The organism is Paenibacillus sp. LjRoot153, assembly GCF_964253085.1.
Taxonomy (GTDB): Bacteria; Bacillota; Bacilli; order Paenibacillales; family NBRC-103111; genus Paenibacillus_E.
The window spans coordinates 3,196,817-3,219,767 of record NZ_CAXUQH020000001.1 but is presented as its reverse complement, the minus strand read 5'-3'; the positions used below and the strand labels follow the sequence as shown (position 1 = coordinate 3,219,767).

At 46.6% G+C, this 22,951-nt stretch carries 15 protein-coding genes; 2 read left to right on the top strand and 13 right to left on the bottom strand.

The genetic code is table 11. The annotated features are described in order from the left end of the window. Positions 1 to 432: 432 nt before the first annotated feature. The 7 genes from ACSQ8P_RS13425 to ACSQ8P_RS13395 form a co-directional block, all read right to left on the bottom strand. A complete protein-coding gene (locus ACSQ8P_RS13425; RefSeq protein ID WP_436235648.1) occupies positions 433 to 1,539 on the bottom strand; it encodes a rhamnogalacturonan acetylesterase in 1,107 nt (368 codons plus the stop codon). A gap of 18 nt (positions 1,540 to 1,557) precedes the next feature. Further along, positions 1,558 to 2,754, bottom strand: coding sequence for an FG-GAP-like repeat-containing protein (locus ACSQ8P_RS13420; protein WP_436239520.1), 1,197 nt, complete (start codon positions 2,752 to 2,754; stop codon positions 1,558 to 1,560). Positions 2,755 to 2,850: 96 nt separating this feature from the next. Beyond that, complete coding sequence (locus ACSQ8P_RS13415) at positions 2,851 to 5,418, bottom strand: hypothetical protein (RefSeq protein ID WP_436235647.1); 2,568 nt, start codon at positions 5,416 to 5,418, stop codon at positions 2,851 to 2,853. A 123-nt stretch (positions 5,419 to 5,541) separates the two neighbouring features. Further along, the gene (locus ACSQ8P_RS13410) at positions 5,542 to 7,875 is read right to left on the bottom strand and encodes a helix-turn-helix domain-containing protein (RefSeq protein WP_436235646.1); all 2,334 of its coding nucleotides are present in this window, start codon (positions 7,873 to 7,875) and stop codon (positions 5,542 to 5,544) included. A 213-nt stretch (positions 7,876 to 8,088) separates the two neighbouring features. Then, entirely contained in the window at positions 8,089 to 9,675 is a 1,587-nt protein-coding gene (locus ACSQ8P_RS13405) for an extracellular solute-binding protein (protein ID WP_436235645.1), read from the bottom strand. A 47-nt stretch (positions 9,676 to 9,722) separates the two neighbouring features. After that, positions 9,723 to 10,607 carry a carbohydrate ABC transporter permease gene (locus ACSQ8P_RS13400; protein WP_436235644.1) on the bottom strand — a complete coding sequence of 295 codons (885 nt, stop codon included), beginning with the start codon at positions 10,605 to 10,607 and terminating at the stop codon, positions 9,723 to 9,725. Between the two features lie 33 nt (positions 10,608 to 10,640). After that, the gene (locus tag ACSQ8P_RS13395) at positions 10,641 to 11,612 is read right to left on the bottom strand and encodes an ABC transporter permease (protein ID WP_436235643.1); all 972 of its coding nucleotides are present in this window, start codon (positions 11,610 to 11,612) and stop codon (positions 10,641 to 10,643) included. A 257-nt stretch (positions 11,613 to 11,869) separates the two neighbouring features. On the opposite strand from ACSQ8P_RS13395, the gene ACSQ8P_RS13390 reads away from it, so the two are divergent. Both ACSQ8P_RS13390 and ACSQ8P_RS13385 read left to right on the top strand, forming a co-directional pair. Next, entirely contained in the window at positions 11,870 to 13,861 is a 1,992-nt protein-coding gene (locus ACSQ8P_RS13390) for a beta-galactosidase (RefSeq protein ID WP_436235642.1), read from the top strand. Between the two features lie 113 nt (positions 13,862 to 13,974). Further along, on the top strand, positions 13,975 to 14,733 hold the full coding sequence (locus ACSQ8P_RS13385; RefSeq protein WP_436235641.1) for a YheC/YheD family protein: 759 nt from the start codon (positions 13,975 to 13,977) through the stop codon (positions 14,731 to 14,733). A gap of 258 nt (positions 14,734 to 14,991) precedes the next feature. On the opposite strand, the gene ACSQ8P_RS13380 is transcribed toward ACSQ8P_RS13385, so the two are convergent. From ACSQ8P_RS13380 to ACSQ8P_RS13355, 6 genes are all read right to left on the bottom strand, one after another. Continuing rightward, positions 14,992 to 16,035 carry a glycoside hydrolase family 88/105 protein gene (locus ACSQ8P_RS13380; RefSeq protein WP_436235640.1) on the bottom strand — a complete coding sequence of 348 codons (1,044 nt, stop codon included), beginning with the start codon at positions 16,033 to 16,035 and terminating at the stop codon, positions 14,992 to 14,994. Positions 16,036 to 16,059: 24 nt separating this feature from the next. Beyond that, a complete protein-coding gene (locus ACSQ8P_RS13375; protein WP_436239519.1) occupies positions 16,060 to 16,836 on the bottom strand; it encodes a carbohydrate ABC transporter permease in 777 nt (258 codons plus the stop codon). A 67-nt stretch (positions 16,837 to 16,903) separates the two neighbouring features. Beyond that, positions 16,904 to 17,806: a carbohydrate ABC transporter permease gene (locus ACSQ8P_RS13370; protein ID WP_436235639.1), complete on the bottom strand. Its 903-nt coding sequence runs from the start codon at positions 17,804 to 17,806 to the stop codon at positions 16,904 to 16,906. Positions 17,807 to 18,024: 218 nt separating this feature from the next. Beyond that, complete coding sequence (locus tag ACSQ8P_RS13365; protein ID WP_436235638.1) at positions 18,025 to 19,359, bottom strand: ABC transporter substrate-binding protein; 1,335 nt, start codon at positions 19,357 to 19,359, stop codon at positions 18,025 to 18,027. A 96-nt stretch (positions 19,360 to 19,455) separates the two neighbouring features. Next, complete coding sequence (locus ACSQ8P_RS13360; protein ID WP_436235637.1) at positions 19,456 to 21,018, bottom strand: response regulator transcription factor; 1,563 nt, start codon at positions 21,016 to 21,018, stop codon at positions 19,456 to 19,458. A gap of 3 nt (positions 21,019 to 21,021) precedes the next feature. Next, on the bottom strand, positions 21,022 to 22,770 hold the full coding sequence (locus tag ACSQ8P_RS13355; protein WP_436235636.1) for a sensor histidine kinase: 1,749 nt from the start codon (positions 22,768 to 22,770) through the stop codon (positions 21,022 to 21,024). Positions 22,771 to 22,951 lie beyond the last annotated feature (181 nt).

Genomic DNA, 22,951 nt, shown 5'->3' with positions numbered 1-22,951 from the left:
GGTCTGAAAGGTTGCTCTTTCGCACTAATTCTCAATATTCAGCCTATTTTGCTTATAATAAGTGTATTTTCGCGTCTTTGACCATTGATTTCAGTGTGACAGGCGCGCAGATGGGGGTGAGTTGTGAGTGGGGGCTAACGATTCGAGCGCTTCTCGCATCTGTAACCGCGTTTTTCACCGTTACAGCGCAGGGGCGGGACGGTTCGAGTGCTTCTCCAATCTGTAACAGCGTTTTTCACCGGTACAGCGCGAGAACTTGACGATTCGAGCGAACCTCGCATCTGTAACCGTGTTTTTCACCGGTACAGCACGCACATAAGCCTTTCTGCCTCACTTCCCCCCTTGCAGCCACAAATTTGCGCAAAAAAGGAGCTAAGCGCAACACGCTTAGCTCCTTTCCACACTATCAGGGCAGCAACGATGCCCCCTAAATCACCGCAAATACAAGCTTAGCGGCTGCAGCTTCAAGTCCTTCAAGCCGGCATGAACCAGCTTCGCAATTTCAATTCCACCCTGCTGCTGGAAATGCGTGTTGTCTTCCACGCCATCCGGGAAATTCATGAATTCACCTGGCGCCAGCCACATGAATAATCGTTTCGTGCCCTCTGGCCCTACTGATTCAAACAAAGCCTTACTCCTAGCAGCTAGATCAATCAATGGTACTTCTTCAGCCGCAGCCAACTCACGCATTGCTATCAGATAATCGCCGTGCGTATCACGCAGCGTACCATCTTCCTCGAAAAACCGTCGTTGCACGGACGTGACCAGAATCGGATATGCGCCTCGCTCCCGAGCACCGTCGATATAAATTTTCAGTGTTTCCTTGTAGGATGAAAATGGCTCTGTAAACCGTGCTTCATCTGGCTTCTGGTCATTGTGACCGAATTGGATGAGCAGGTAATCGTGGGGCTTGATTTTGCTCCAAATCGTATCCAAGACACCTTCGCCTATAAAACTCAGGGAGCTCCGGCCTGACAAGGCGTAATTAGCTACCGCCGCATCTGCTTTGACGAATAGTGGGAGCATTTGTCCCCAGCCTGCGTACGGATACCCTTCTGTCGGCTGGTCGGTCACGGTAGAATCTCCTGCTAGAAACAGCGTACAAGCTGTAGGCATTGGCTCGATTTCCAACGCATTGATGCGCGGTGCCCTACCCGTGAACGTAAGCTTCAGCTGCGAACCTGTGACCCAGATGGAGAAGCTCGAACGAGCAAAATGCCCCGCAGAAGTACGTTGCTTATGAAGCACAAGCCTTCCTTCTCCCGTAGTGATCGTCGTTTCTGTTTCAGCGATTTCATCGCCTAGTAGGATCGAAACGCGATATGTCCCGTCCGGAACATCCACCAGAAACGAAGTGTCCAGCGGAATACAGAAATCCCTGCGCAACGCACCTGGCTCGTCTCGATCCTTAGCATGAACATTCTTCACATTGCTAAATCCATATCCAACCGATTTCTCATACTCGGTATGCGGAGTAATCTTGGTGTAACCTGACTCCGGGTTCCCAACCCCGAAATCGAACTTCAATGCGTGTGCCATCGTAGATTTCCTTTCTTCTCACAACGAAATTTCGCCGCCAGGATATAAGGTTGAGCTGGACAAGCGTTTGGGCTGCGGCAGTTGTATGCCAGATAGACCTTCTCGCAACGCAAGCGGCCCACTTGCATAAATAGCGGCGGTGTCATCCGTATAAATGATTACTTGCTCTGTTCCACTACCACATACATCGGCATGTACAGCATATCCGTTTAGCGGAAATTCAACAACAACATTCATCTCACCATCATACAAAGATGGCCAGACGCCACCACCTCTGCGGTAGGCAAGGATCAGATCCGCTGAATCCACTTCCCAGCCACGAAGAGGCTCAATAATCGTCAGCCAACCCTCCGTTTGGCGATCTTCTTTCCATATTTCTTGACCTTCATTGTCCAAGAGAAATAAGGCATCTTTGCCTTTCAATCCCTTTCCATCATCCTCACGAACGAGGCGATCCAGTCCTGCAATTTGCAACCCTGGCTTATCGCTGCAGAATCTGCCCAAGGCGATATGCTGCGATTCAATCGACCCCTCATAGCGCCACAGCTCTTTCCCAAAGCGGTCATACATCACCGTAACACTTCCGCCAATCACAAGCTCGGGTTGTCCATCCCCATTCACATCCCCAACCCAGATGCAGTCGGCATGATCTTCAAGATCCTTACAACTCCAGAGCTTCTGACCATCATGGTCCAATAAATCATAGCCAGCCATGACCTCGTCTTTCCCGTCTCCATCCAGATCATATACCCATGGAAAATGCCCAGGATTACCTTCATGCGACCATAGTAGATTAAAATGACGATCGAACGCCCACATCCTGTGATAGCGGTCTTTCAGGATAATGTCACTGGCATAAGCTCCGCCAGTCAAATTCGCCACGATGATGCAATCATGAGCATGCTCATGCGGCAGCTCGTACGAAGCTTTCACCTCACCAGTCCCCCCGTTCAGGATGAGAAACCGCCCATCCATCACGCACAGTACTTCCAACTGACCATCGCCGTCAATGTCAGCAATTTGTGCAGGGTAATCTGACCCTGCACTTCCAGCTCCCGAATCAGGCTTGCCTGTCTGCCACAACAGATTGCCCTCTAGATCAAATGCCGTCAGGCATTGCACCTGATGGGGAATATATCGAACATCCTGCCGATTGTCAGGATGCACGAGCAGCATCTCCATGCGACCGTCACCGTTCAGGTCGCCTAGGAGCATTTTACAGCGCGGACCAGCCGCACGAATGTCTATTTTGCCAATCAAATAAGGCTCCTTACTCGTGTGTCCCACAGCTAATTCCTCCTACTAATCCATCTATTGGGGAAGCCAATCCGATATAAGCTCAAGTGCGATAATCGTATTCAATGACCATTGTGCGGCCTCATTCGTATTCATCCAATCGATCTCTTGCAAGGTATCCACGTGCGTAACGATGGAAGCCTCCTGCTGTAGATCAACTTTAGCAAACGCGCTTCCGAGCAAAATGGACCAGCACTTCTCAGCCGTCTCATCATCCCGCTTATAAAATGCACCATACGCAGTGATCGCTGCACTGAGCACAGGATGCTCGAAATGTTTCGTGGAGATCTGACCGTGAGTCAGCTTATCCTTCTGCTCCTGCGTTTGGTTATAATACACGCCGAGCTCCGCCATCATGTCTTCCCATTCAGGGTCCTTCAACATGCCGGCAAGCTCGAACCACACCTGTGGTCCTCCCATACAAATAGCCAAGTGTCTGCCCCAATTATCGTCACCAAGTGGCGAGAGAACGCCTGTTTTCGGATCATACCCATAGGTTGGTCCCGAGATAAGCCCATAATTGGCATTCTTAATACAATTGATGCCCACCAAAATTTTATCCCGATACGACGTATCCTCATAGCGCTCCCAACGCGTCATCCAGTTCGAGCTGAACGCCGCCCAATCCGGACCCACACGAATATGCGTTGGATGCTCATCCTTCGGAAAGTAAGCGCGCATCGGATCCAAATTCACCGTGGTGAAATCCGAATCACGCACTTCATCCATGATATCCCCGATCCGCTCATCGGCGGTCAAATAATAGAAGTACCGATGTAAGCCCGCCATCCCAATCCGAGCTTCCTTACAGCCACAGCCCCAATGAACAACATTGTGCCGAGAGCCAAGTCCCGCATATTCGCCGAAATGGTACAGGTCCACTTCACTTGTGTGCCGAGTCATCGCTTCTGCCATCCGGAAGATATCCGCTCGACCCGTGCGCAGGAACATAACCCATAGCCACATGTTAGGCGCAAGTTCTGTATTTTGCCAAGCACAGCCGCCTAAATCATAGTTCCATACATGCCTAACTGGATCATAACTATGCATGTAATCGCCGTAATCCCAGAACCCGTACCACTTTCGTTGCTCAACTTCATCTTGATAAAAGGTAATAATGCCATCCAGCCGATTCTCCAGCTGCGCCTTCATTTTATGACTGCGGTCTGGCAAGCTCCAATAACCAAAAGCCCCCGACGCGTGATAATACGCAGGCTCGCAAATGAGCAGCGATGGATTTTGCGTCTCCTCCTTCATGTGCTGCAGAATCTCCCTATCCGGCGTCTCGCTCGTGCACCACAGCATCAATTCACTCGTATTCGCAATGCCATATGGCGTAGCACGCAACTCTTCGGCCCCTTCATACGAGGATTCCACGTGTGTTTCTGTATCATAATGGCGAAGGTCCATCGGTGTCCCGTCTGGGGACCACAACCAGATCGTGAATGCAGCCGCAGGCGTTGCTGTACCGTGTACCTCCAAGCTAGATGGATGCTTCTCCCAAAAGTGTCGCAACCCCACCGCTAAGCCGCCGCCTTCACCGCCGACATAGCCCAGCCCGCCAGCGCGCGCGCCGTCTGTCACCTTGACCCAGCTGCAACCAGCTTTCGTCCGCTTACAAATACGATAATGTTCGGATGAATCTTGTACGAGTTTAAAGCTATCCCATGTTGCCGAATCATCCAGCAGCCCAAGGAAATACGCATCCTCTTTGGGGTCAAATGTAGTCAACTCGCCTGCCGTTTGACGCTCAAATAACTCCCTATACTTTCCTTTTGTTCGACGGGTGTGCAAGGTTTTGGGCGATTCGCTGAAATATCCATGATCTCCTGCAAAACGGATATGACGATTGTAGTGGGTCCCTCTCATTGGCACCGTGAAGCGAATGCCTAAGCCTTTAATGAAATCCTCATGGGGATTTCCATCATAATGAAACGTATGCACAAGTTTAATTGTTTCCTGCCCTGCATACACATACATACGCAGTGAAAAAGGCAGCCACTCTCTAGTGCCCATCGTCGAGCGAAGCCTGCCGTCAAGTTTAACGACAGCCCGAATCGGACCGTCTTGTTCAACAACAGCGTGTATGACACGGCTTTCGAAAGTCTCCTCACGGCTTATCCGTACACCGGACGCCTCGCTCAGTTCCTCTTTCAATCCGATCAGCTCTCCGCCGCTGCATATCTCGTTGCCTTCACGAACGATGCTGCGAAGCCATTGTTTCCCCTGCTTGCCTATTGTGCAAATCATGACGCCTGTATCAAGCGTAATGATATCGTCGGTTTCCGTTACGATCATACGGTGATCATACTCGGGGCCAATGCCTTTACGAATGGCAAACTCTTCGACAGTTCCGGGATGGACTGCCGCGGCATGCGCGGACCATTTCACGCTGCCATCCGGCCAGTAAGCGGTCGGCCAGCTTTGTACTGGCACAGCGCCAAGGCCGTCATCCGTTTCCAAACACAATGACTCCTCCCGCCCAAGCTCGCCCTCGCGCCAAGGAATTCCCCATGTTATCCCTACAGGTTTAGATGCCTCTTTGTTTAACCAACGCAGCTTAATTGCCAGATCTGAAGCCAAGCGATCATCTCCTTTTCACATGTAGCCCTATTGTAGAAAGAGGAGTGCTTGCGAACAAGCGGACATTATTGCAAAGCTATGATCGGACCGTTTGCACTTTTTTGGCGGCATTATACATTATTGCTAGGATGTTCGACTGAGCTCACGATAGCGTGTTGGCGTCATGCCCTCCAGCTTTTTGAAAATCCGATTGAAATACGTATGTTGGTATCCCACCTGATCGGCGACATCGTTGATTCGCATTTCCGAATCTCTTAGCAACTCTTTTGCTTTATCCATGCGCAGCTCCGTCAAGTAATCAATAAAGTTTTTGCCGGTCACTTGCTTAAAGGACCTGCTTAGGAAAAAAGGATTCGTCCCCGTATGCTCCGCACAATTATCAAGCGAAATATCTTGTCTATAATTATTTTGCAAATAAATCATCGCTTGTTCGATAATGCGTTTCACTTGCGCGTCCGAACGACCTGACATTTCCCTCATGAAGGGACTTAGCACTTTATCTTGAAACCAAGCAAGAATTCTCGTAGACTCTCGAATCTGGGAAAGTTGTTCATATAAATTCGCACCCTTGAAGAGGCGATTCGGATTAATCCCAGACACCATGATGGCGTGCTGAACATTGCCAAGCAAATGCAGCATCCCTTGCTGAACTTCAATTTCTTTGGCTCCTTTGCAGGTTAACACCTCCAGGAAAGACACCAGCAACTCGCTCGCTTCCCCTTCTTTCCCTGTCCGTAACGCTTGAATGAGCTCCCGCTCCTGTGTAAACGGATATTGCAACTCCATGTCTTCATCTCCTGCAAAATTGTCATGCTCCATATCGATAATCTGATTCACATTCTCGAAGTAACGATAGCTGACCGCTTGCTTCGCTCGTTCAAATGCAATTGGGACATCTGAAATCAACGACACCGGCCGGCTTATCGCCATGGTCATGCGCATTTTCAAAATACGGTTAATCGACTGCTTCAAATCGTCACTAAATGCTTGGGAGGCTTCCGTATAGGATTGATCCTCAGGCAGAATGAGAAGAATACCTGCTGTTAAATCGTGAAAGTTGAGGGTATGACTTTGTTCAAAATACTGAGCTGCCAGCTCGTCAATCATATTCACGGCCGCAAAAGTAACAAGTCCCTCTTCACCTAACCGGAAGTTCCCCTCCATGCTTGTCATCCCAATCAACTGGACATAGAGGACAACGAATTGCTTATGCTTCACGTCCCACTTAAAACGCTCCATCCGATGACGTAAATCGTCCTCAGAATACGCATTCAAATATCCTTGCAGCAGTTGGTGCAGAAAGCTATCCTTGAGGTGGGGAAGTTGTTCCGTCAGCTTCGTGTTCAGCTCCAGACTCTCGTTATGCAAATTCATCCACTTCGACTCCAGCAATGTGAATTCATCCGCATGCTCATGGTGAGTTACGCCTCCGCCCAGCATCGCAACAAGCCTTTTGACAGGGACATAAATGCGACGTGATGCCAGCCATGCAAGAATAGCCGCTAGCAGCAATACTGCAAGACTTACCGTGATAATCAACTTGGAAATAAAAACTACGGGTGATGTGATACTCGAAATCGGTGATGCGGATACATAGGTCCAATCTTCCGCAATGCGAGCCAAACTTCCGTATGATACCGTAAACGTGGTGCCTTTCCAATCCATAAAGAAGGAGCCTTCGTTACCTGCTAGTGAGGTAATTTTGTCACGAAGAGCGCTTACAAATGGAGATGACGACGTATTCCCGTTCGCTGAAACGAATAGTTCTCCAGCATTCTGAATCAAGAATGTCTCCCCGCCATCATAAGGCGTCAGCGTATTGAGCATATTGGCCACCTTCTGGCTATCAAAACGGAAAACTAATACCCCGAACGGCTTCAAACTTCCACCGGGAACTTGATGAACGAGCGTTAAATCTTTGTTATCGGGACGATTCGCGTCAAACGACCATTGCGTCCAGTAGGTCGTATTTTGACCGTGGATGAGAGGTTCATATCTGGAAGCAGTAGCTGCTGTACGATCATCGATCTTCATATATTCAGGGTTGAACAGAACGGAGCTTGTTCCACCCACGTAAAGTTCTGCATGCTTCACCATCGCATTTGAGCCCTGCATGGCGACCAGCGTTCTGGTAATATCCTGAGTCCGTTCGAAATTCCTTACAAAATCATACCCGTTTAAGCTATAGTCAAACTTATTATCGAATGCCCAATGGGATAGCAGCAGCTCCAGATTGCCTAACTGGTCGTCGATATTTTGCGATCGTTGTTCGATTTGCCGATAATGCAATTGAAGAAGCTCACTTTCCACGCGCCCGCCTGCCATCCAATACACGAGCACCCCCATCAATAGTCCAGGAATACCCGAAACGATGAAAATCGTGATCAGACTCTTTTTGTAAAAGCGACCTTGACCCCCGATCGTTTTGCTTAAACTTCTTGCCAGACCTTCTTTCATTGCTCGGAACATGCTCTCACCAACCGTTCGAAAGTTTAGTTTGGAGCGAAGACTTCACCTTAGAGCGTATACCGATTAGGCGTGGGGTGGAAGTTAATTTCCAGTGGAGTTTCATTACTTTTCCGACTTTTTGCTTGGCGTTGGAATGTAAGCAACTCTTTTAAGCCAACAGAAAGAGCACCCTTTCGGGTGCTCTTTACTCCTGCTTATTGCTTATTTCTTAGTAGCTGCATACAAATCATTCATTTCCTTCACCAAATCATCCCCGCCTGATTTCTTCCAAGTTTCGAAGGCTGCTTTTAAAGCTGCTTCGTCACTTTGACCAACGATGAATTTAATACGCGCATCATTGATGATGTTATCCAGCTGTTGGCCTTTTTGCGAGTAAACCGTGGAGATGAATGGCTCAACTGGGTTAGCCACGATGTTCGCTTCTGCTTCTTTTTGAATCTTCGTTGTTTGCAAACGAAGCGGTGTTTGCTTCACTTTCAAGCCGCGGTCCTCCGGGATAAATGGCAGCATTTGATTCAAGCCTTCAACTTCAGATTCGAGAAGAGCAGTATCCTTGCTCACCACAAGTGCGTCGCCATCCTTCGTATAATGCTTGCCTTCAATACCGTAGCCAGCTAACGTTTGTAGATCTGGCTCATTCATTTGATCCAAGAATTTCAACACGCGTTTGAGCTCATCCTCTGTTTTCACACTGGACTTCGAAACTGCTAGAATACCTGCAAATCCGGAGGTAGGCAGTGCTTTTAAGCCATTTTTACCAGTCACGCCAATCATATTATCTACATAGTGAATGTTAGGATTATCTTTGCCATCTTTGGCAAGCGCTGCATGAATTTTATCATCCATACGCGCGGCATTGTCTGTTACGTCTACGATGACCCCTGCTTGATTGTTGGCAATTGGGTCGTTCCACTTCGCTGAATCAAACACAGCGAAATCCTGATTGATTAGCTTCTCATCGTATAGCTTCTTCATAAACTTTAGTGCTTCGAGATACTCTGCGGTTTGAAATTCAGGTACAAGCTTTCCGTCCACAACACCCCATTTGTTCGGCGCTCCGAACCAAAGCTTCATAATATCGAAGCTGCTTGCCCATTGCCCCGTCCATTTGACCAATACCATGCCGTACGTGTCATCTTTGCCGTTTTTGTCAGGATCTTTTTCTTTAAACGCTTTGAGCATATTGTAGAAATCGTCAATTGTTTTCGGAGGTTGCAAGCCAACAGCCTCCAACCAATCCTTGCGATAGTTGATACCATTTCGACCCAATGCACGTCCACGGTAAATACCGTAGTTTTTCCCATCAACCGACGAGTTGTTCATTATTACTTGGTTTGCTTTACTGAGATTAGGGTAATCTTTCAAATACTTGCCAATTTCCCAGAATGCACCCGATTTCGCAGCGTTAACGAAACTAGGGTTCTTCACATCGCCAACGTAGATGATATGAGGCAGCTTCCCTGAAGCCAACGTAATATTGAACTTATCCGTATAGGATGCGTTCGGCACCCACTCCAGGTGAATATTCGTATTCGTTTTCTTCTCAATTTCGGTCGTAACAGGACCATCATCCTTCGGAAAATTCGTTTTGAAAATAGGAAGCATGATACTCAGATCAAGCGGAGCTAAGTTCTCAGGAGCTTTCGTCTGTGCAGCCGCTTGTGTCGCGGAAGCGGATGCTGCAGGTGTTGCTGTTCCGCCTTTGTCACTACTACAACCAGCGATAGTCGTCATTACTGCTGTTCCTACAGTTGCTACAGTTACCCATTTTTTCGCATTTTTCTTCATCTAAACATGCCTCCTTTAGAATATGGACTTGCCTCTATCTGAATCCGTTACCCCTTGACCGAACCAATCAAGACCCCTTTAGCAAAATGCTTTTGCAGGAACGGATAGACAAACAAAATTGGAATAGTGCCCACAACGATAACGGCCATCTTAATGGATTGCTCGGGCGGTTTTACGAAATTCGGATCCATGGAATTGAGATCTCCAGCTGCAGCCTGTGACAACAGCACAATCTGTCTGAGCATCACTTGCAGCGGCCATTTGGCAGGATCGTTAATGTACAGCAAAGCAGAGAAGAAGTTGTTCCAATGGCCTACGGCATAAAATAACGTGAACGTTGCCAGGACAGGCATCGATAATGGCAGTACGATCCGCCAGAGAAGACCGAGCTCTGTACAGCCATCGATTTTCGCCGCTTCCTCCAGCTCCGGTGGGAGCTCTTGGAAAAAGTTTTTGACAATAATTAAGTTAAAAGCACTAATCGCACCTGGAATCATTAAAGCCCAGAACGTATCCAGCATATGAAGCTCGCGAATAACGAGATAGGTAGGAATTAATCCTCCGCCAAAAAGCATGGAGAAAATAATCAAATTTAGCACGGTATTCCGTCCCATTAAACTCCGCTTCGATAACGCATAAGCCATCGTCACTGTGAAGAAGAGGTTGACGAAAGTACCGACGACCATGACATAGAGTGATACACCAATACTTTTCACAATCGTATCCGTTGAGAAAATAAACCGATAGGCGGTTAATGTAAATGTCTCTGGTATGAGGAATACCGAACGTTGCGTCAACTCTGCATCCGATGCAAAAGATCCTGCAATCACATAGAGAAATGGCAGAATGGCAACAATCCCAATAACACCCAGCACGATATAGTTACTTACATCGAAGATGGTTCCGGAAACGCTCTTATATTGCTTTGCCAAAACCTCTCTCCTCCTTTACTTATAAAATTCGTATTAGTAAATGCCGGATTGTCCGAACCGTTTCGCCGTCCAATTCGCACCAAGTACCAGAATGACGCCAATGACTGCTTTAAACAAGCCAACAGCCGTACTATAGCTAAACGCTCCTTGTGTGATCCCCATCATATACACATAGGTATCAAATACTTCGGCTACATCCCTGTTTAAAGGATTCAGCATGAGGAAAATTTGCTCAAAGCCATTATCTAGAATATCCCCCATCCGCAGGATAAGCAGGATAACAATTGTACTTCGAATCGATGGCAGTGTAATGTGCCACAACTGTCTCCAGCGATTGGCCCCATCCATAATGGCTGCTTCGTATTGCTCTACATCAACACCAGCCAGTGCTGCTAAGAAAATAATCGTTCCAAAGCCGCATTCCTTCCACATCGTCTGGACGATAATCATTGGTCGAAACCATTCAGGAGTCGCCAAAAAATTAATTTTGTAACCGAAATATTTCTGTAAAAGCTCGTTGATGAGTCCGCCTTCCGTAGTAAGGAAAACATAGGTCAAGCTGGCCACGATCACTAAGGATATGAAGTGCGGCACATAGATCAAGGTCTGAATGGTTCTTTTATACATATTTACCTTGATTTCATTCAGTAAGAGTGCAAGTATAATCGGTGCCGGAAAGTAAAACACCAGATTATATAAGGAGAGCAGCAACGTATTACGGAGAAGCATGAAAAATTCGGGATTTTGAAAAAATACACGGAAATGCTCTAAGCCGACCCAGTCGCTCTTCCAAAATCCTAGAAATGGCTGATAGTTCTTAAAGGCAAGCAGCACACCCCACATGGGCACATATTTAAAAATAATGAAATACAACAAGCCCGGCGTTAGCAATGCGTAGATCCATTTATCCTTGCGCAACCTTGCCCACACCTGTGATCTGCGAAGCTCTTTCACTTCGGTCACCTGAACCAGCTCTCTGTTGTTAGGAGCAGCTGCCTGCTTCATCCTTTTCACCTCCATGTCATGATCGCCTTGTGAGCGTTTGTACCCCTATTATGCAACTCCTCTGATTTACCGCCTATCAGACATTCTTGTAAGCCCTTCCATCCTGTACATTCCACCATGTATCAAGAAAGTGCAAACCGATCAAAACAGTTGAAATCCCCTAATATTTCCAGCAAGAATGTGTTATTGCCCCTGATGCATGGTAGCACTTATAGTAGTAGAAACTAACTTTTAGATGAAGAGGATGGATGATGATAATGAGTAAAAAGCTATATCATGGCGCGGCCTGGTATCCTGAGCTTTGGGATCAATCGGTCATTGAGCAAGATATCGTTCTTATGAAGCAAGCAGGCATGAATGTCGTGCGAATCGGCGAATTTGCTTGGTCTAATATGGAACCAACGGAGGGGAATATTGACCTTGGATTTTTTGTGCAAATGGTTAACCTCCTCCATCAAAATGGGATAGAAACCGTTATGTGTACACCGACTCCAACGCCGCCAATTTGGTTCACACACGATCATCCTGAGCGGATGTATGTGAATGAGCAGCTGCAAGTTATGGGACATGGATCGCGTCAGCATGCTTGTACGAATCATCCTTATTTTCGAGAAAAAGCCTCCATTATTACTGAGCATATTGCGAGGGCTATTGGACGCTTACCAGGTCTGATCGGTTGGCAGATTGACAATGAATTCAAAGCGCATGTATCCGAATGTTTGTGTGAAACCTGCCTTGTACAATGGCATGAATGGCTTGAAGCGCGTTACGAAACCGTTGAGAAGTTGAATGAGGCGTGGGGCACGCAAATTTGGAGCGAATACTACCATAGCTTCGAGCAAGTGCCGCAGCCTGGTCCTGTGCCGTTCTTGCACAACTCTTCCCTCAGTACGATGTACCAACTATTTTCAATGGAGAAAATCGCTCAGTTCTCAGACGAACAAGCGGCGATTATCCGCCAATTCTCGGACGCGCCAATTACGCATAATAGCAGTGTCGCTTTCAGCGTGGATAATGAACGTTTATTCCGTGAGTTGGATTTTGCGTCGTTCGATACGTATGCAACATACGATCATCCAGCGAACTACTTATTAAATAACGATCTGTGGCGGAACTTTAAGCGCGGTCGAGATTACTGGATCATGGAAACGAGCCCCTCCCATGCTGCCTCACTTGCGAGCTACGCAAAGCCGCATCCAAACGGCTATCTCAAAGCCGAAGCCGTTGCCGCATATGCACTGGGAGCAGAAGCCTTCTGCTATTGGCTATGGAGACAGCAGCGAGCAGGCTGCGAGCAGCCACACGGTTCTGTTATCAGCACATGGGGCAAGCCAACGGTTGGATTCCCTAATGTGCTCGAGGTTGAGCAGGCTAGAAAAGAAATCGAAGCCACGATCCTAGCGACGCGACCTACGCAAGCCGAGGTTGCCATGACCTATTCCGATCGCTCCAAAGCGTTTCTGAAAACCGAACCGCATCAAAAACTGAATCATCGCGGTCTTGTAACCAGTTTCTATGAGCGGATACTCCATCTAGGGATTCACCGGGACATCGTGCCGGAAGGTGCAGATCTAGCTGGTTACAAGCTGTTATTTACGCCTTTCCTCCCTTATATCTCATCGGATCTGATGAAGCGTGCTTCTGCTTTCGTTGCCGAAGGCGGTGTATGGGTGGTTGGCCCTCTCTCCGGTGGCCGCACCGAAGAACACACGATGCATACGCATGCTGCGCTCGGAGATTTGGAGCACCTCGCCGGTGTGGAAACGGTCTACACGTTCCCCATGGACGGCAGCGGATCGATCGGCAGCGCCTTTGGCGTCGCTGCCCCGCTTTCGCTTTGGAGCTCCGTCTTCGAGCCGAAGGAGGCTGTCGCCGTTGGTACCATCGAATCGGGGCTGACACCAGGGCTGGCTTTCATTACCGAGCGGGCGTATGGCAAAGGCAAGATCGTAATGCTTGGCTCAATGCCGACCGGCGAGGAAGGCGAGTTGCTGTTAAACCAGCTTATCCTGCGATATGCGGATGATGCTGGCGTTACCCTCCGTACCGATGTGACAGCGGGTACGATTGTTGCACCGAGACATGGCGATGGCTGCGAGGTATGGGTCGTGGTTAACATGGACGGTGCGGGCGGCAGCGTGACTCTTCCACGTGATGGCGTGGATCCGATCACGGGAACTGTCTACCGTGAGGGGCAGCTAACACTTGGCCGGTATGAACACAAACTGATTCAATTCACAGCTGTGTAACAAAGTCACTTAATAGGCTTTTTCCTTTAGCAAATTTGATAGGTCAACTGGGTAAATGCACTGACAAGCAGCGTGAACCTCACATACGCTGTCTAAAAAGAGGTGTAATCCCTATGCCCACGTATAAAAGCAGTTCAATCAAGAGCAAATGGCGTAAAACAAAATGGCTGCTTCAGCAACCTAAATTGCGCCACTATGTCCCTCGAACGTTGCTTTTTACGCAAAATAATTTGCATACGATGCTAAATGATTATAAGACCGTTTTTTTCAAACCTACAGATGGTTCCGGCGGTTCAAACATTATCCGCATCAAGCAGAGGACCAAAGGCTTCCAAACCCAATTGAATCGCACGAAAAACTTTTATATCACGCGGCAAAAACTGCACAGCAAATTGTCCAGCCATGCGGGGAAGCGTTCCTATTTACTCCAGAAAGGGATTAAGCTCGCCAATACAAAAGGTAGACCTTTCGATATTCGCGTCATGGTGCAGAAAACGAATCAAGGTAAATGGGTCAGCACGGGCCTCTTCGCCAAAATCGGAAGACAAGGCAAAGTAGCTACGAATTATAATCAAGGCGGAACGATAGGGTATTTCAAACCTACGATGCTCGGTGCAGGCTATTCCAATTCTGAAATCCAAAAGCGGGAAGCGCATTTGAAACAGATGGGTGTTTCGGTTGGGTATGCCTTTGATAATCACAAGCGAGGATTCAGAGAACTGGGACTTGACGTCGCGATCGATTCCAAAGGGAAACCATGGATTCTAGAAGTGAATACGCGACCCCAGTTCTATCCGCTGAAGAACATGTCCAATCGCAAGCTGTATCGACGCATGGTGGACATTGGGAAACAGTATGGGCGGAAGAAGTAGATTGTTGGATTCTTATAGCTTTGATTTGGAAAATAGATGGATTTTCTCCATCTATTTTTTCGTTTTTTCGCTGTTTTTAGGAAATAACAGGAAAACCTCCAGTTAATCTTGACGTTTCTGTGCGTTTCGCAGAGAATGGCCAAAATTAACTGGAGGTTTTCCATTTAAACTTAATTTTTAACGATTATTCGTAAAAATAGCTGTAGATTTTCCATCTAATCACTGCGGGAGGCCGCTAGAGTTTGGCGCTGCTGCCTTCTAACAACCATTCCCAAAGCTATTTTTCTTCGAATTCAACACCTCAGCTAGGAACGTCAAGGTTAACCCTTGGCCCCACCCTTGGATGCGTTTGTCCGGCACGCCTTTGTAGCCTTCCGCGTTTTTCATGACAGCCGTTCCCGCGGATACGCCTGTTACTGTGCCTTCCTCAGTAATTCGAGCTAAGATACCGTCGATCGACTTCTGTGTATATTTGTTGTACAGTCTTCCTCGCGTTAGTAAAGCTGTGGCAATACCGGCTGATCCGGAAGTCTCCAGCGGAGCTGTCGAATCATTAAGAATGGTGTGCCACAAGCCAGACTCATCCTGCAACCGGACAAGTGCGCTTAATTGATCACGCAATGAACCATCAATAAGCATGAAAGAAGGATGAGTGACTTCTACGAGATGGAGTGCGCGCGCCATCGTAAGCGCTGCCCAAGAGTTCCCGCGTGCCCAGAAGATGGCGGACATATTATTTTGAGCGATATTGTCCCATCCATGATAGTACAGGTTGGTCTTAGAATCCTGAAGAACATTCTCATGTCCATGATACTGCTTCAAGCCTAGCTCGAAATAATCATCATTATTCAGCAATATACCAACACGAAGTAGGAAGTACCCCGCCATAAACATGGTATCTACCCATGCTTGTTCAGGAAAGTTATACGTTTCGGAATTAACGGTATGCTGGAGGATGTCTTCCCCAAACCGCTCCGCTTGTGTCGTAAGGAATTCCGCCATTTCCTTCACAGTGTCTAAATATTTTTCATCATTTGTCACTTCGTATAGGGTAAGAAGGGAGTGTCCGATGGACACCGCATTGACCGAAAGCTTCGGCAAGCCATCCTCCATATTTTCATCCACCCAAGCTTTCAACCTAGTTAGATACGATTCATTACCTGTTGCCGCATAGGCTTCACAAACCCCATAGAATGCGACACCACCTGGCCAATCCCATCCGAAGTCCATTCGAAACGTGCGCTCTACAACACGGTCAATTGCTGATCTGATTTCATTTTCCTCAAATACGAGTTTCGGCATGTCTATAAGTTCTCCTCTCATTCTCTATCCTTTCAAACCGCTTGTGCTAATCCCTTCAACAATGTACCGTTGGAAAATGAAGAACACGACAACAATCGGTACAAGTGACGCTGATGCCATTGCGAACATGCCGCCCCAGTTGTTCACTGACTCTCCGTCCAAGAAAAGCTTCAAGGCCAGGGAGACCGGGTACATACTCGGTTTATTTAAGTAAAGAAGCGGGTTAATAAAATCTTCCCAGCGCCAGTAGAAGGAGAAGATCGTTGATGTAATGAGCGCCGGAACAATAAGTGGAACCAAAATCCGGAAAAAGATGCTGTATTTACTGCAGCCGTCCATCTTAGCGGCTTCATCGAGCTCAATGGGAATCGTCCGAATGAATTGCATAATCAGGAAGATAAAGAATGGGATCGCAAAGAACTGTGGCACGATGATCGGTTTAAAGGATCCTATCCATTCTAACTTCGCAAACAATACGTATTGTGGAATGATTGTAACGTCATGCGGCAGCATCATGGTTAGCATCATACAACCGAACCAGAAGTTTCTTCCGAAAAATGGAATACGGCCAAAAGCATAAGCAACGAGGGCTGAACTGACCACCGCCCCGATCGTAGACAGGATCACGATATAGAACGAGTTCAGGAAAAAGCGGCCAAACGAATTGCCTGCGAAGCCTTTCCAGCCCGTTTGAAAGTTTTCCCAAGCAATCTTGCTCGGAATCAAACTGTACGCGGTTGAGAAAATTTCACTGTTTGGCTTCAGAGAGCTTGCAAGTAACCAAATAATTGGGTACATCATCGCGAGTGACAATAGGACTAAAAGGAGATGATAGCCAAAGCGTTTGTAGTTGTTCGAATATGCCATGTTATTTTTCTCCTTTGTTTTCGTAATAAACCCAGTATTTCGAAGTTTGGAAAATAACAAGTGCAATGATACCAACAAGAATTAGCATCACCCACGCCATTGCGGACGCATAACCCATTTCGTAGAATTGGAATGCTCTGCGGTATAAGTACAAAGAATAAAGCAAGGTATTATCTAGCGGTCCGCCTTCGCCGCGTGAAATGATATAGGCTGGCGTAAAGGTCATGAACGCAGAGATTGTTTGCATGATCAGGTTGAAGAGAATAATCGGGCTGAGCAGCGGAAGCGTAATTTTGAAAAACTGGCGAATTTTATTCGCGCCATCTACGCTGGCCGCTTCATAATAAGAAGCCGGAATATTTTTGAGTCCTGCAAGGAAGATCAGCATGGAAGAACCGAACTGCCAGACGGACAAAGCAATTAGTGTCCATAGCGCCGTGGACGGGTTCCCGATCCAGGACGTATCCGTATGAATACCGATAACGCCTAATGCGGAATTCAGCAAACCTTTATCTCCGAATACTTGCGTCCACATAATGGAGACCGCCACGCTGCCCCCGATCAAGGAAGGCAAGTAAAACGAGGAACGGTAAATGCCGATACCTGAGACAGCTTTATTAAGTAGTACGGCCACCATCAAGGCGAATGCGAGTCTCAGCGGCACACTGGCGAACACGTACGTAAAGGTGACACTGACGGATTTCCAATACTTGTCGTCCGCGGTAAACATTTTTTCGTAGTTGTCAAAGCCGATAAAATTCGGTGCATCAAACAAGTTGTAATCCGTAAATGAATAAAAGAGTGAAGAAATGATCGGATACAGCGTGAAGATGAGAAACCCCAGAATGAAAGGGGAAGCAAATATGTACCCCACCAGGTTATCGTTATAGCGCAGCTTGTTCATTGGTGATCAACCCCTAACCTCGATTTATGAAGCGGAAGCCTCGCTTCCTCTCTTCTCTATCTTTATTATAAAAGAGTTGACCCGCTGCCAGAAGGCAAAAAACCGTTCTGTTTGTATAAATAACAGAGTCATAATAACGGTTATACTGTCCTTACATGCTTTTTTTGAACATGAAAAAAGCCTCCGCAAAGTTGCATGCGAAGGCTTTCGGGTCAAGCTTATTTTTTGTTTTTAGCCAAGATTGCGTTAGCGTCCTTACGGAATTTCGCTGCGCCTTCTTGAACCGTTATTTTTTTGTACATGATTTGTTCTGCAGTATCTTTCAACAGTTTCTCTACTTCAACGGAGCCAATCGGATTTGGCGGATCCATTGGGGAAGCGTTTTTCTCAGCCCATGCTACGTACTCAAATACTTTCTTTTGTTCAGGTGTCAATAGCGGCATCAAAGCTTCTTTCACTTTGGAGGAAACCGGTACACCGCGCTCACCCATGATGATTTTGTTCGCGTCGATATCATTGATCAAGAAGTCGACGAATTTAGCTGCTTCTTCTTTGTTTTTGGAGCTTTTAGCAACAGACCAGAACATACTTGGTTTCAAGAACAGCGCTTTGTTTTGACTCCAGCTTGGCGTTTTCAATACATCCAACGATCGCTTCGCAGCTGTATTGAAACCAATGAACTGATTGGACCAACCAAATGTGGCAACCGCATTGCCTAGAACCATTTCGTCGTCCTCCGCCGTTCCTTTTTTCTGTGCCAGCTTGTCTAGCGGCAATAAGTAGCCAGAATCATACCATTTTTTGTACATCGTGTAGTAGTCAACAAACGCTTTATCATCGGAATAGCCAAGACTAGCGCCATCTGCCGCGTATAGCTTTTGACCAACGCTTCTCAAATAGAATGGGAAGTACACGTCATGACGAAGATCACCGGCAAGCATCTTGCCTTTGGCTTTCAACGTCGCGCCAACTGCGTCCAAGTCAGCGAATGTCCAATCTTCCTTCGGCGTAATGCCATTGTCTTTCAGCATTTGCGGGTCAACGGTAGCGCCCAGGGCATTGGATCCTGCGCTTAACGCAACGAGTTTACCGTCAACTTTGCCGCCGGAAAGATTGCTTTCAGCAATATTTTTCACGTCCAGCACGCCGTTTGTTGTAAATGGTGTCAAATCTTCCAATTGACCTCTGCCACCGTATTGTGTCAGGTAGGAGATGTCCATTTGAAATACGTCAGGTAATCCATTCGCAGCAGCCTGTGGTGCAAGCTTCTTCCAATAATCGTCGAATGCTGCATATTCTGACTCGATTTTCACATTTGGGTGCTTTTGCTGATACAACTCAATCACTTTCAACGTATAATCATGACGTGCTTGTCCGCCCCACCAAGCAACGCGCAAAGTAACTGGATTTGCTTTGGCACTAGTCGTAGGTGCTGTACTTGCTGCTGGGTTAGTGCCTGTGTTTGGTGTGCTTGTTGAACCGCTAGAACCGCTTGTCCCACAACCTGCAAGTAATAGCGCGGCCGAGATGACCGTAAACATGACTTTTTTCATCTGTAATTTCCTCCCCAAAGTTGTAATCGGTTTCTATCTACTCGTATTATGCCGTTGGAAAGAGGAAACGTTAACCCAAAATACAGACCTATTTGTTTAAAATGCAGAGGTCTCTGTCGATTTCATGTATTCAGATGGGGTTGATCCTCGGTATTTTTTGAATACTTGACTAAAATATTGTGGATTGTCTCCGAAACCAAGTCGTTCAGCGAGTTCGAAAATTTTGATATCCGTATCTTCTGCAATCATTTCAGTGGCACGATTAATTCTAGATTTCATGACAAAATTGGAAAACTTCTCTCCGGTTTCCTTCTTAAATAACTTCCCAAGATAGTCTGCATTCATATACAGCATTTCATGCGCCACCCAATTCAAGCTGAGTTCCGAGTTCCCAAGCTGGGTATTGATAACATCGATCACTTTTTGAACAATCGCGCTATGTTTCACTTTGTTCAGTCCATAGAATCGTTCCGTCATGGTTATGACAACATTCTCCATAAACGTCTGAATCATTTGCAGCGTGTTCATTTCTACGATCAAGGGAATTTGCGTAAAATAGTGATTCATTTCTTCTGGTGCGCACTGTCGAACTAGGGATACAAATTGCTGAATGACATACGATTTCGTTACATCAATATCAAGCTGCGCCTCTTTCAATCCCCCGATAAAGGCATGCAAAGCGGCTTCCGCTTCCTCGCGGTGACCAGATCTCACTGACATATTGAGACGTTCCTCGTCCCAACCCAGCTCCTTCGGCGATGCTTCCTGCGTGACCTCTGTATCTTTGCGGGTAATGAGACTTCCTTCCCCCAAATAAAAGCGATAATTCAACAGATGCAGGCATTGCTTATACAGAGATCTAGCTTGCGTAATGTGGCTCGGTTCACTAAGCGCGATTGTGGCATCCCTTTTATAATAACTCTGAAACGTGTCTCGTATATGGTAGATCCGCTCATGAAGCAGATCGATTTGATCTGATTCTTCCAGCAAAATTAAGACATGATTCCCAATTGTCGTACTGAGGAGAGGACTAACTAGGATTTCTTGGGCAATATTCTTGATGGCAAACAAATACTCAAACTCAAATCCTTCTTCCAACTGAAACAAGAGAAGTCGAATTTGGTAATCAAAGTCAAGCTTAAATAAGCTTCGGAAATAATCCCAATCCACATTACCATACGTCTTATTCGTGACAAACTCCTTGAGGAATTGTTCTTTCACATGCGGCATCACTTTCTCAAGCTCTGCTTTCATGTTCCGAACGAACGACTCCTTGCTTGTCTCCTGTTCAAGCTCAGCCACGATTTCCTTAAGCGCTTCCCCGATCTTCCCTTCATTCGTTGGCTTGAGTAAATAATGCTTAACACCATACTGCATCGCTCTGCTCGCATAGTCGAATTCACCAAAACCCGAAAGCAGAACGAAGCGAATATGCGGATACGCTTCATGCACACGCGCCACAAGCTCAAGCCCGTCCATCCCAGGCATACGAATATCACTTATAATAATATCAGGCGCCTGTTTCTGTATACTTTCAAAGGCTTCTACACCATTGCGCGCAGTCCCTATAAGCTCCGTTTGTAAAGAAGACCAATCCACCATACGTGAGATGCCATCCAGAATAATTCGCTCATCATCAACTAACAATACTTTATACATGCCTTATTCCTCCTGTCCTTTAGGTAAACTCAGAATGATGGAAGCCCCCTGCTCGGCCGACTCATCCACTCGAATACCATACGCGTCGCCAAAAGCAAGCTTAATCCGATCATCAATATTCAGGAGTCCGATACCTTTCCCCTTCGTCGTCACTTCACCGCTACGCAGCCTTTCAATCATGCCATTAGGGAATCCTGGTCCCGTATCATCAACAGCAAGGAAGATGCCGTCTTCCGTACTCCAGCCTCGGATCGAAATTTCACAAGGCTCGATGGTTGACTCCAGCGCATAATGAATAGCATTTTCCATCAAAGGCTGAAGCGTCAGCTTGGGAATCGGGCGACTCATTAATTCTTCAGGCACATCCAGCCTAAATACCAATCGCTCTTCGAAACGAATTTTCTGAATCGTCACATAACTGCGGACGATATCGATTTCCTCACCGAGTGTAATAATGGGTTCCTTCAAATCGACAGAGTGGCGAAGCAAATACGCCAGCGCTTCCACCATCTCGGAAATTTTGGATTGTCGATTCACTTTCGCCATCCAATTAATCGATTCCAACGTATTGTACAGAAAATGAGGGTTAATTTGGGACTGTAACGCCTTAAATTCCGTTTCTTTAATCAGTAGTCGATTCGCATAATTTTCCTGAATCAAGGTATTGATGCGTTCTATCATGAATCGGAAGCTTCGCTGTAAGAGCCCAATTTCATTCATGGCCACCTGACCGCCTGGCGGAAATAAATTCGCCTCTTCGAAATTCCCTTTCTCCGCCAGCTTCATCCTTACCATTAACTCATCGATTGGCCTAGTTAAACTATACGAGAAACGTATGCCTAACAAAATCACAACCACGAATATGGCAATAAAGACGAAAACGACCATTTCCTTGATAAATATGATTCGATCAAAGATTTGATTAAATGGCGTTATGTTTAAGTAAGTCCAACCTGTATTCAGTGACTGGATTTGCGCGATGAAATATTCTTCGCCGTTAATTTTCTGGATTTCATAGCCTTTACCAGCGTTCATAGGCTTCGTAATCCGACTCCAATCGAAGGAAGGTTCACTAGGAAAGATCACATGTTCATCGGAAACAATCATAACATCGCCCTCTTCGGGTGCGATATCGCGTACAAGCTTCTCAATGTTGATTCGAATGACCAATGTCCCTAAATAGTCCAAATCAAAGTTTGTTTTGTGAAAAGAGCGAATTTCCCGCGTTGCAATCAACGCAGAATCCTTACTATCTGGATATATCCACCGATTTTCCCCATTGCCTTCCGCAGCCACATTCAAGATGTGTCTTTTCCGTTCAGCGTCCATTCGTAGAATGTTGCCGCCCTCATGCTCATTTCCCTTGGCATCCGTAATTTGGATGGAAAATAAATAGGGTTCCTCTCCAGAATAGCTGATTAATCGATCTACCAAGTATTGACTAATTATGAGTCGGTCATAATCGGATGGATTTCTTTTGAGTGAAGTCAACCATTCCTGAACCTGCTCCTCTGCCAAAATCCGGTAGGACAGCTGCTGCAATCGCTTAAGCTCTGTTTCGATCGCGGTAGACGACAAATTGAGTACGCGTGAAGATTTATCATAAATTTGCCCATCGTAGATCGAAAACACATATTGCTGGATCAAAATGGTAAATGCCAAAGAAACCGCGATAATCATCGTTATCAAAATCGACAACTTATTTTTGATCTTCATATGCCGATACGTATCTATGACTGAACGTAATCCCATCGTTAGCCGACTCCCTATTTCGTTTTATCATCGATTATGGCATCCAGAAGGACAATGGTCAACGGTCAACGGTCAACGGTCAACGGTCAACCGTCAACCGCCAAAAGTGAAATAGACCGCTTCCCTTGGATACAAAGGAAACACGGTCTTGTTATTATTTTCAGGAATATAATGCGAAGAT

Bases quoted from the DNA above. Each gene is read 5' to 3' on its own strand.
- ACSQ8P_RS13365 (WP_436235638.1), bottom strand. From the start codon at position 19,359: ATGAAAAAAGTCATGTTTACGGTCATCTCGGCCGCGCTATTACTTGCA.
- ACSQ8P_RS13395 (WP_436235643.1), bottom strand. From the start codon at position 11,612: ATGAAGCAGGCAGCTGCTCCTAACAACAGAGAGCTGGTTCAGGTGACC.
- ACSQ8P_RS13385 (WP_436235641.1), top strand. From the start codon at position 13,975: ATGCCCACGTATAAAAGCAGTTCAATCAAGAGCAAATGGCGTAAAACA.
- ACSQ8P_RS13380 (WP_436235640.1), bottom strand. From the start codon at position 16,035: ATGCCGAAACTCGTATTTGAGGAAAATGAAATCAGATCAGCAATTGAC.
- ACSQ8P_RS13420 (WP_436239520.1), bottom strand. From the start codon at position 2,754: ATGCTCCTAGGCGACCTGAACGGTGACGGTCGCATGGAGATGCTGCTC.
- ACSQ8P_RS13425 (WP_436235648.1), bottom strand. From the start codon at position 1,539: ATGGCACACGCATTGAAGTTCGATTTCGGGGTTGGGAACCCGGAGTCA.
- ACSQ8P_RS13355 (WP_436235636.1), bottom strand. From the start codon at position 22,770: ATGGGATTACGTTCAGTCATAGATACGTATCGGCATATGAAGATCAAA.
- ACSQ8P_RS13390 (WP_436235642.1), top strand. From the start codon at position 11,870: ATGAGTAAAAAGCTATATCATGGCGCGGCCTGGTATCCTGAGCTTTGG.
- ACSQ8P_RS13405 (WP_436235645.1), bottom strand. From the start codon at position 9,675: ATGAAGAAAAATGCGAAAAAATGGGTAACTGTAGCAACTGTAGGAACA.
- ACSQ8P_RS13370 (WP_436235639.1), bottom strand. From the start codon at position 17,806: ATGAACAAGCTGCGCTATAACGATAACCTGGTGGGGTACATATTTGCT.
- ACSQ8P_RS13375 (WP_436239519.1), bottom strand. From the start codon at position 16,836: ATGATGTACCCAATTATTTGGTTACTTGCAAGCTCTCTGAAGCCAAAC.
- ACSQ8P_RS13360 (WP_436235637.1), bottom strand. From the start codon at position 21,018: ATGTATAAAGTATTGTTAGTTGATGATGAGCGAATTATTCTGGATGGC.
- ACSQ8P_RS13410 (WP_436235646.1), bottom strand. From the start codon at position 7,875: ATGAAAGAAGGTCTGGCAAGAAGTTTAAGCAAAACGATCGGGGGTCAA.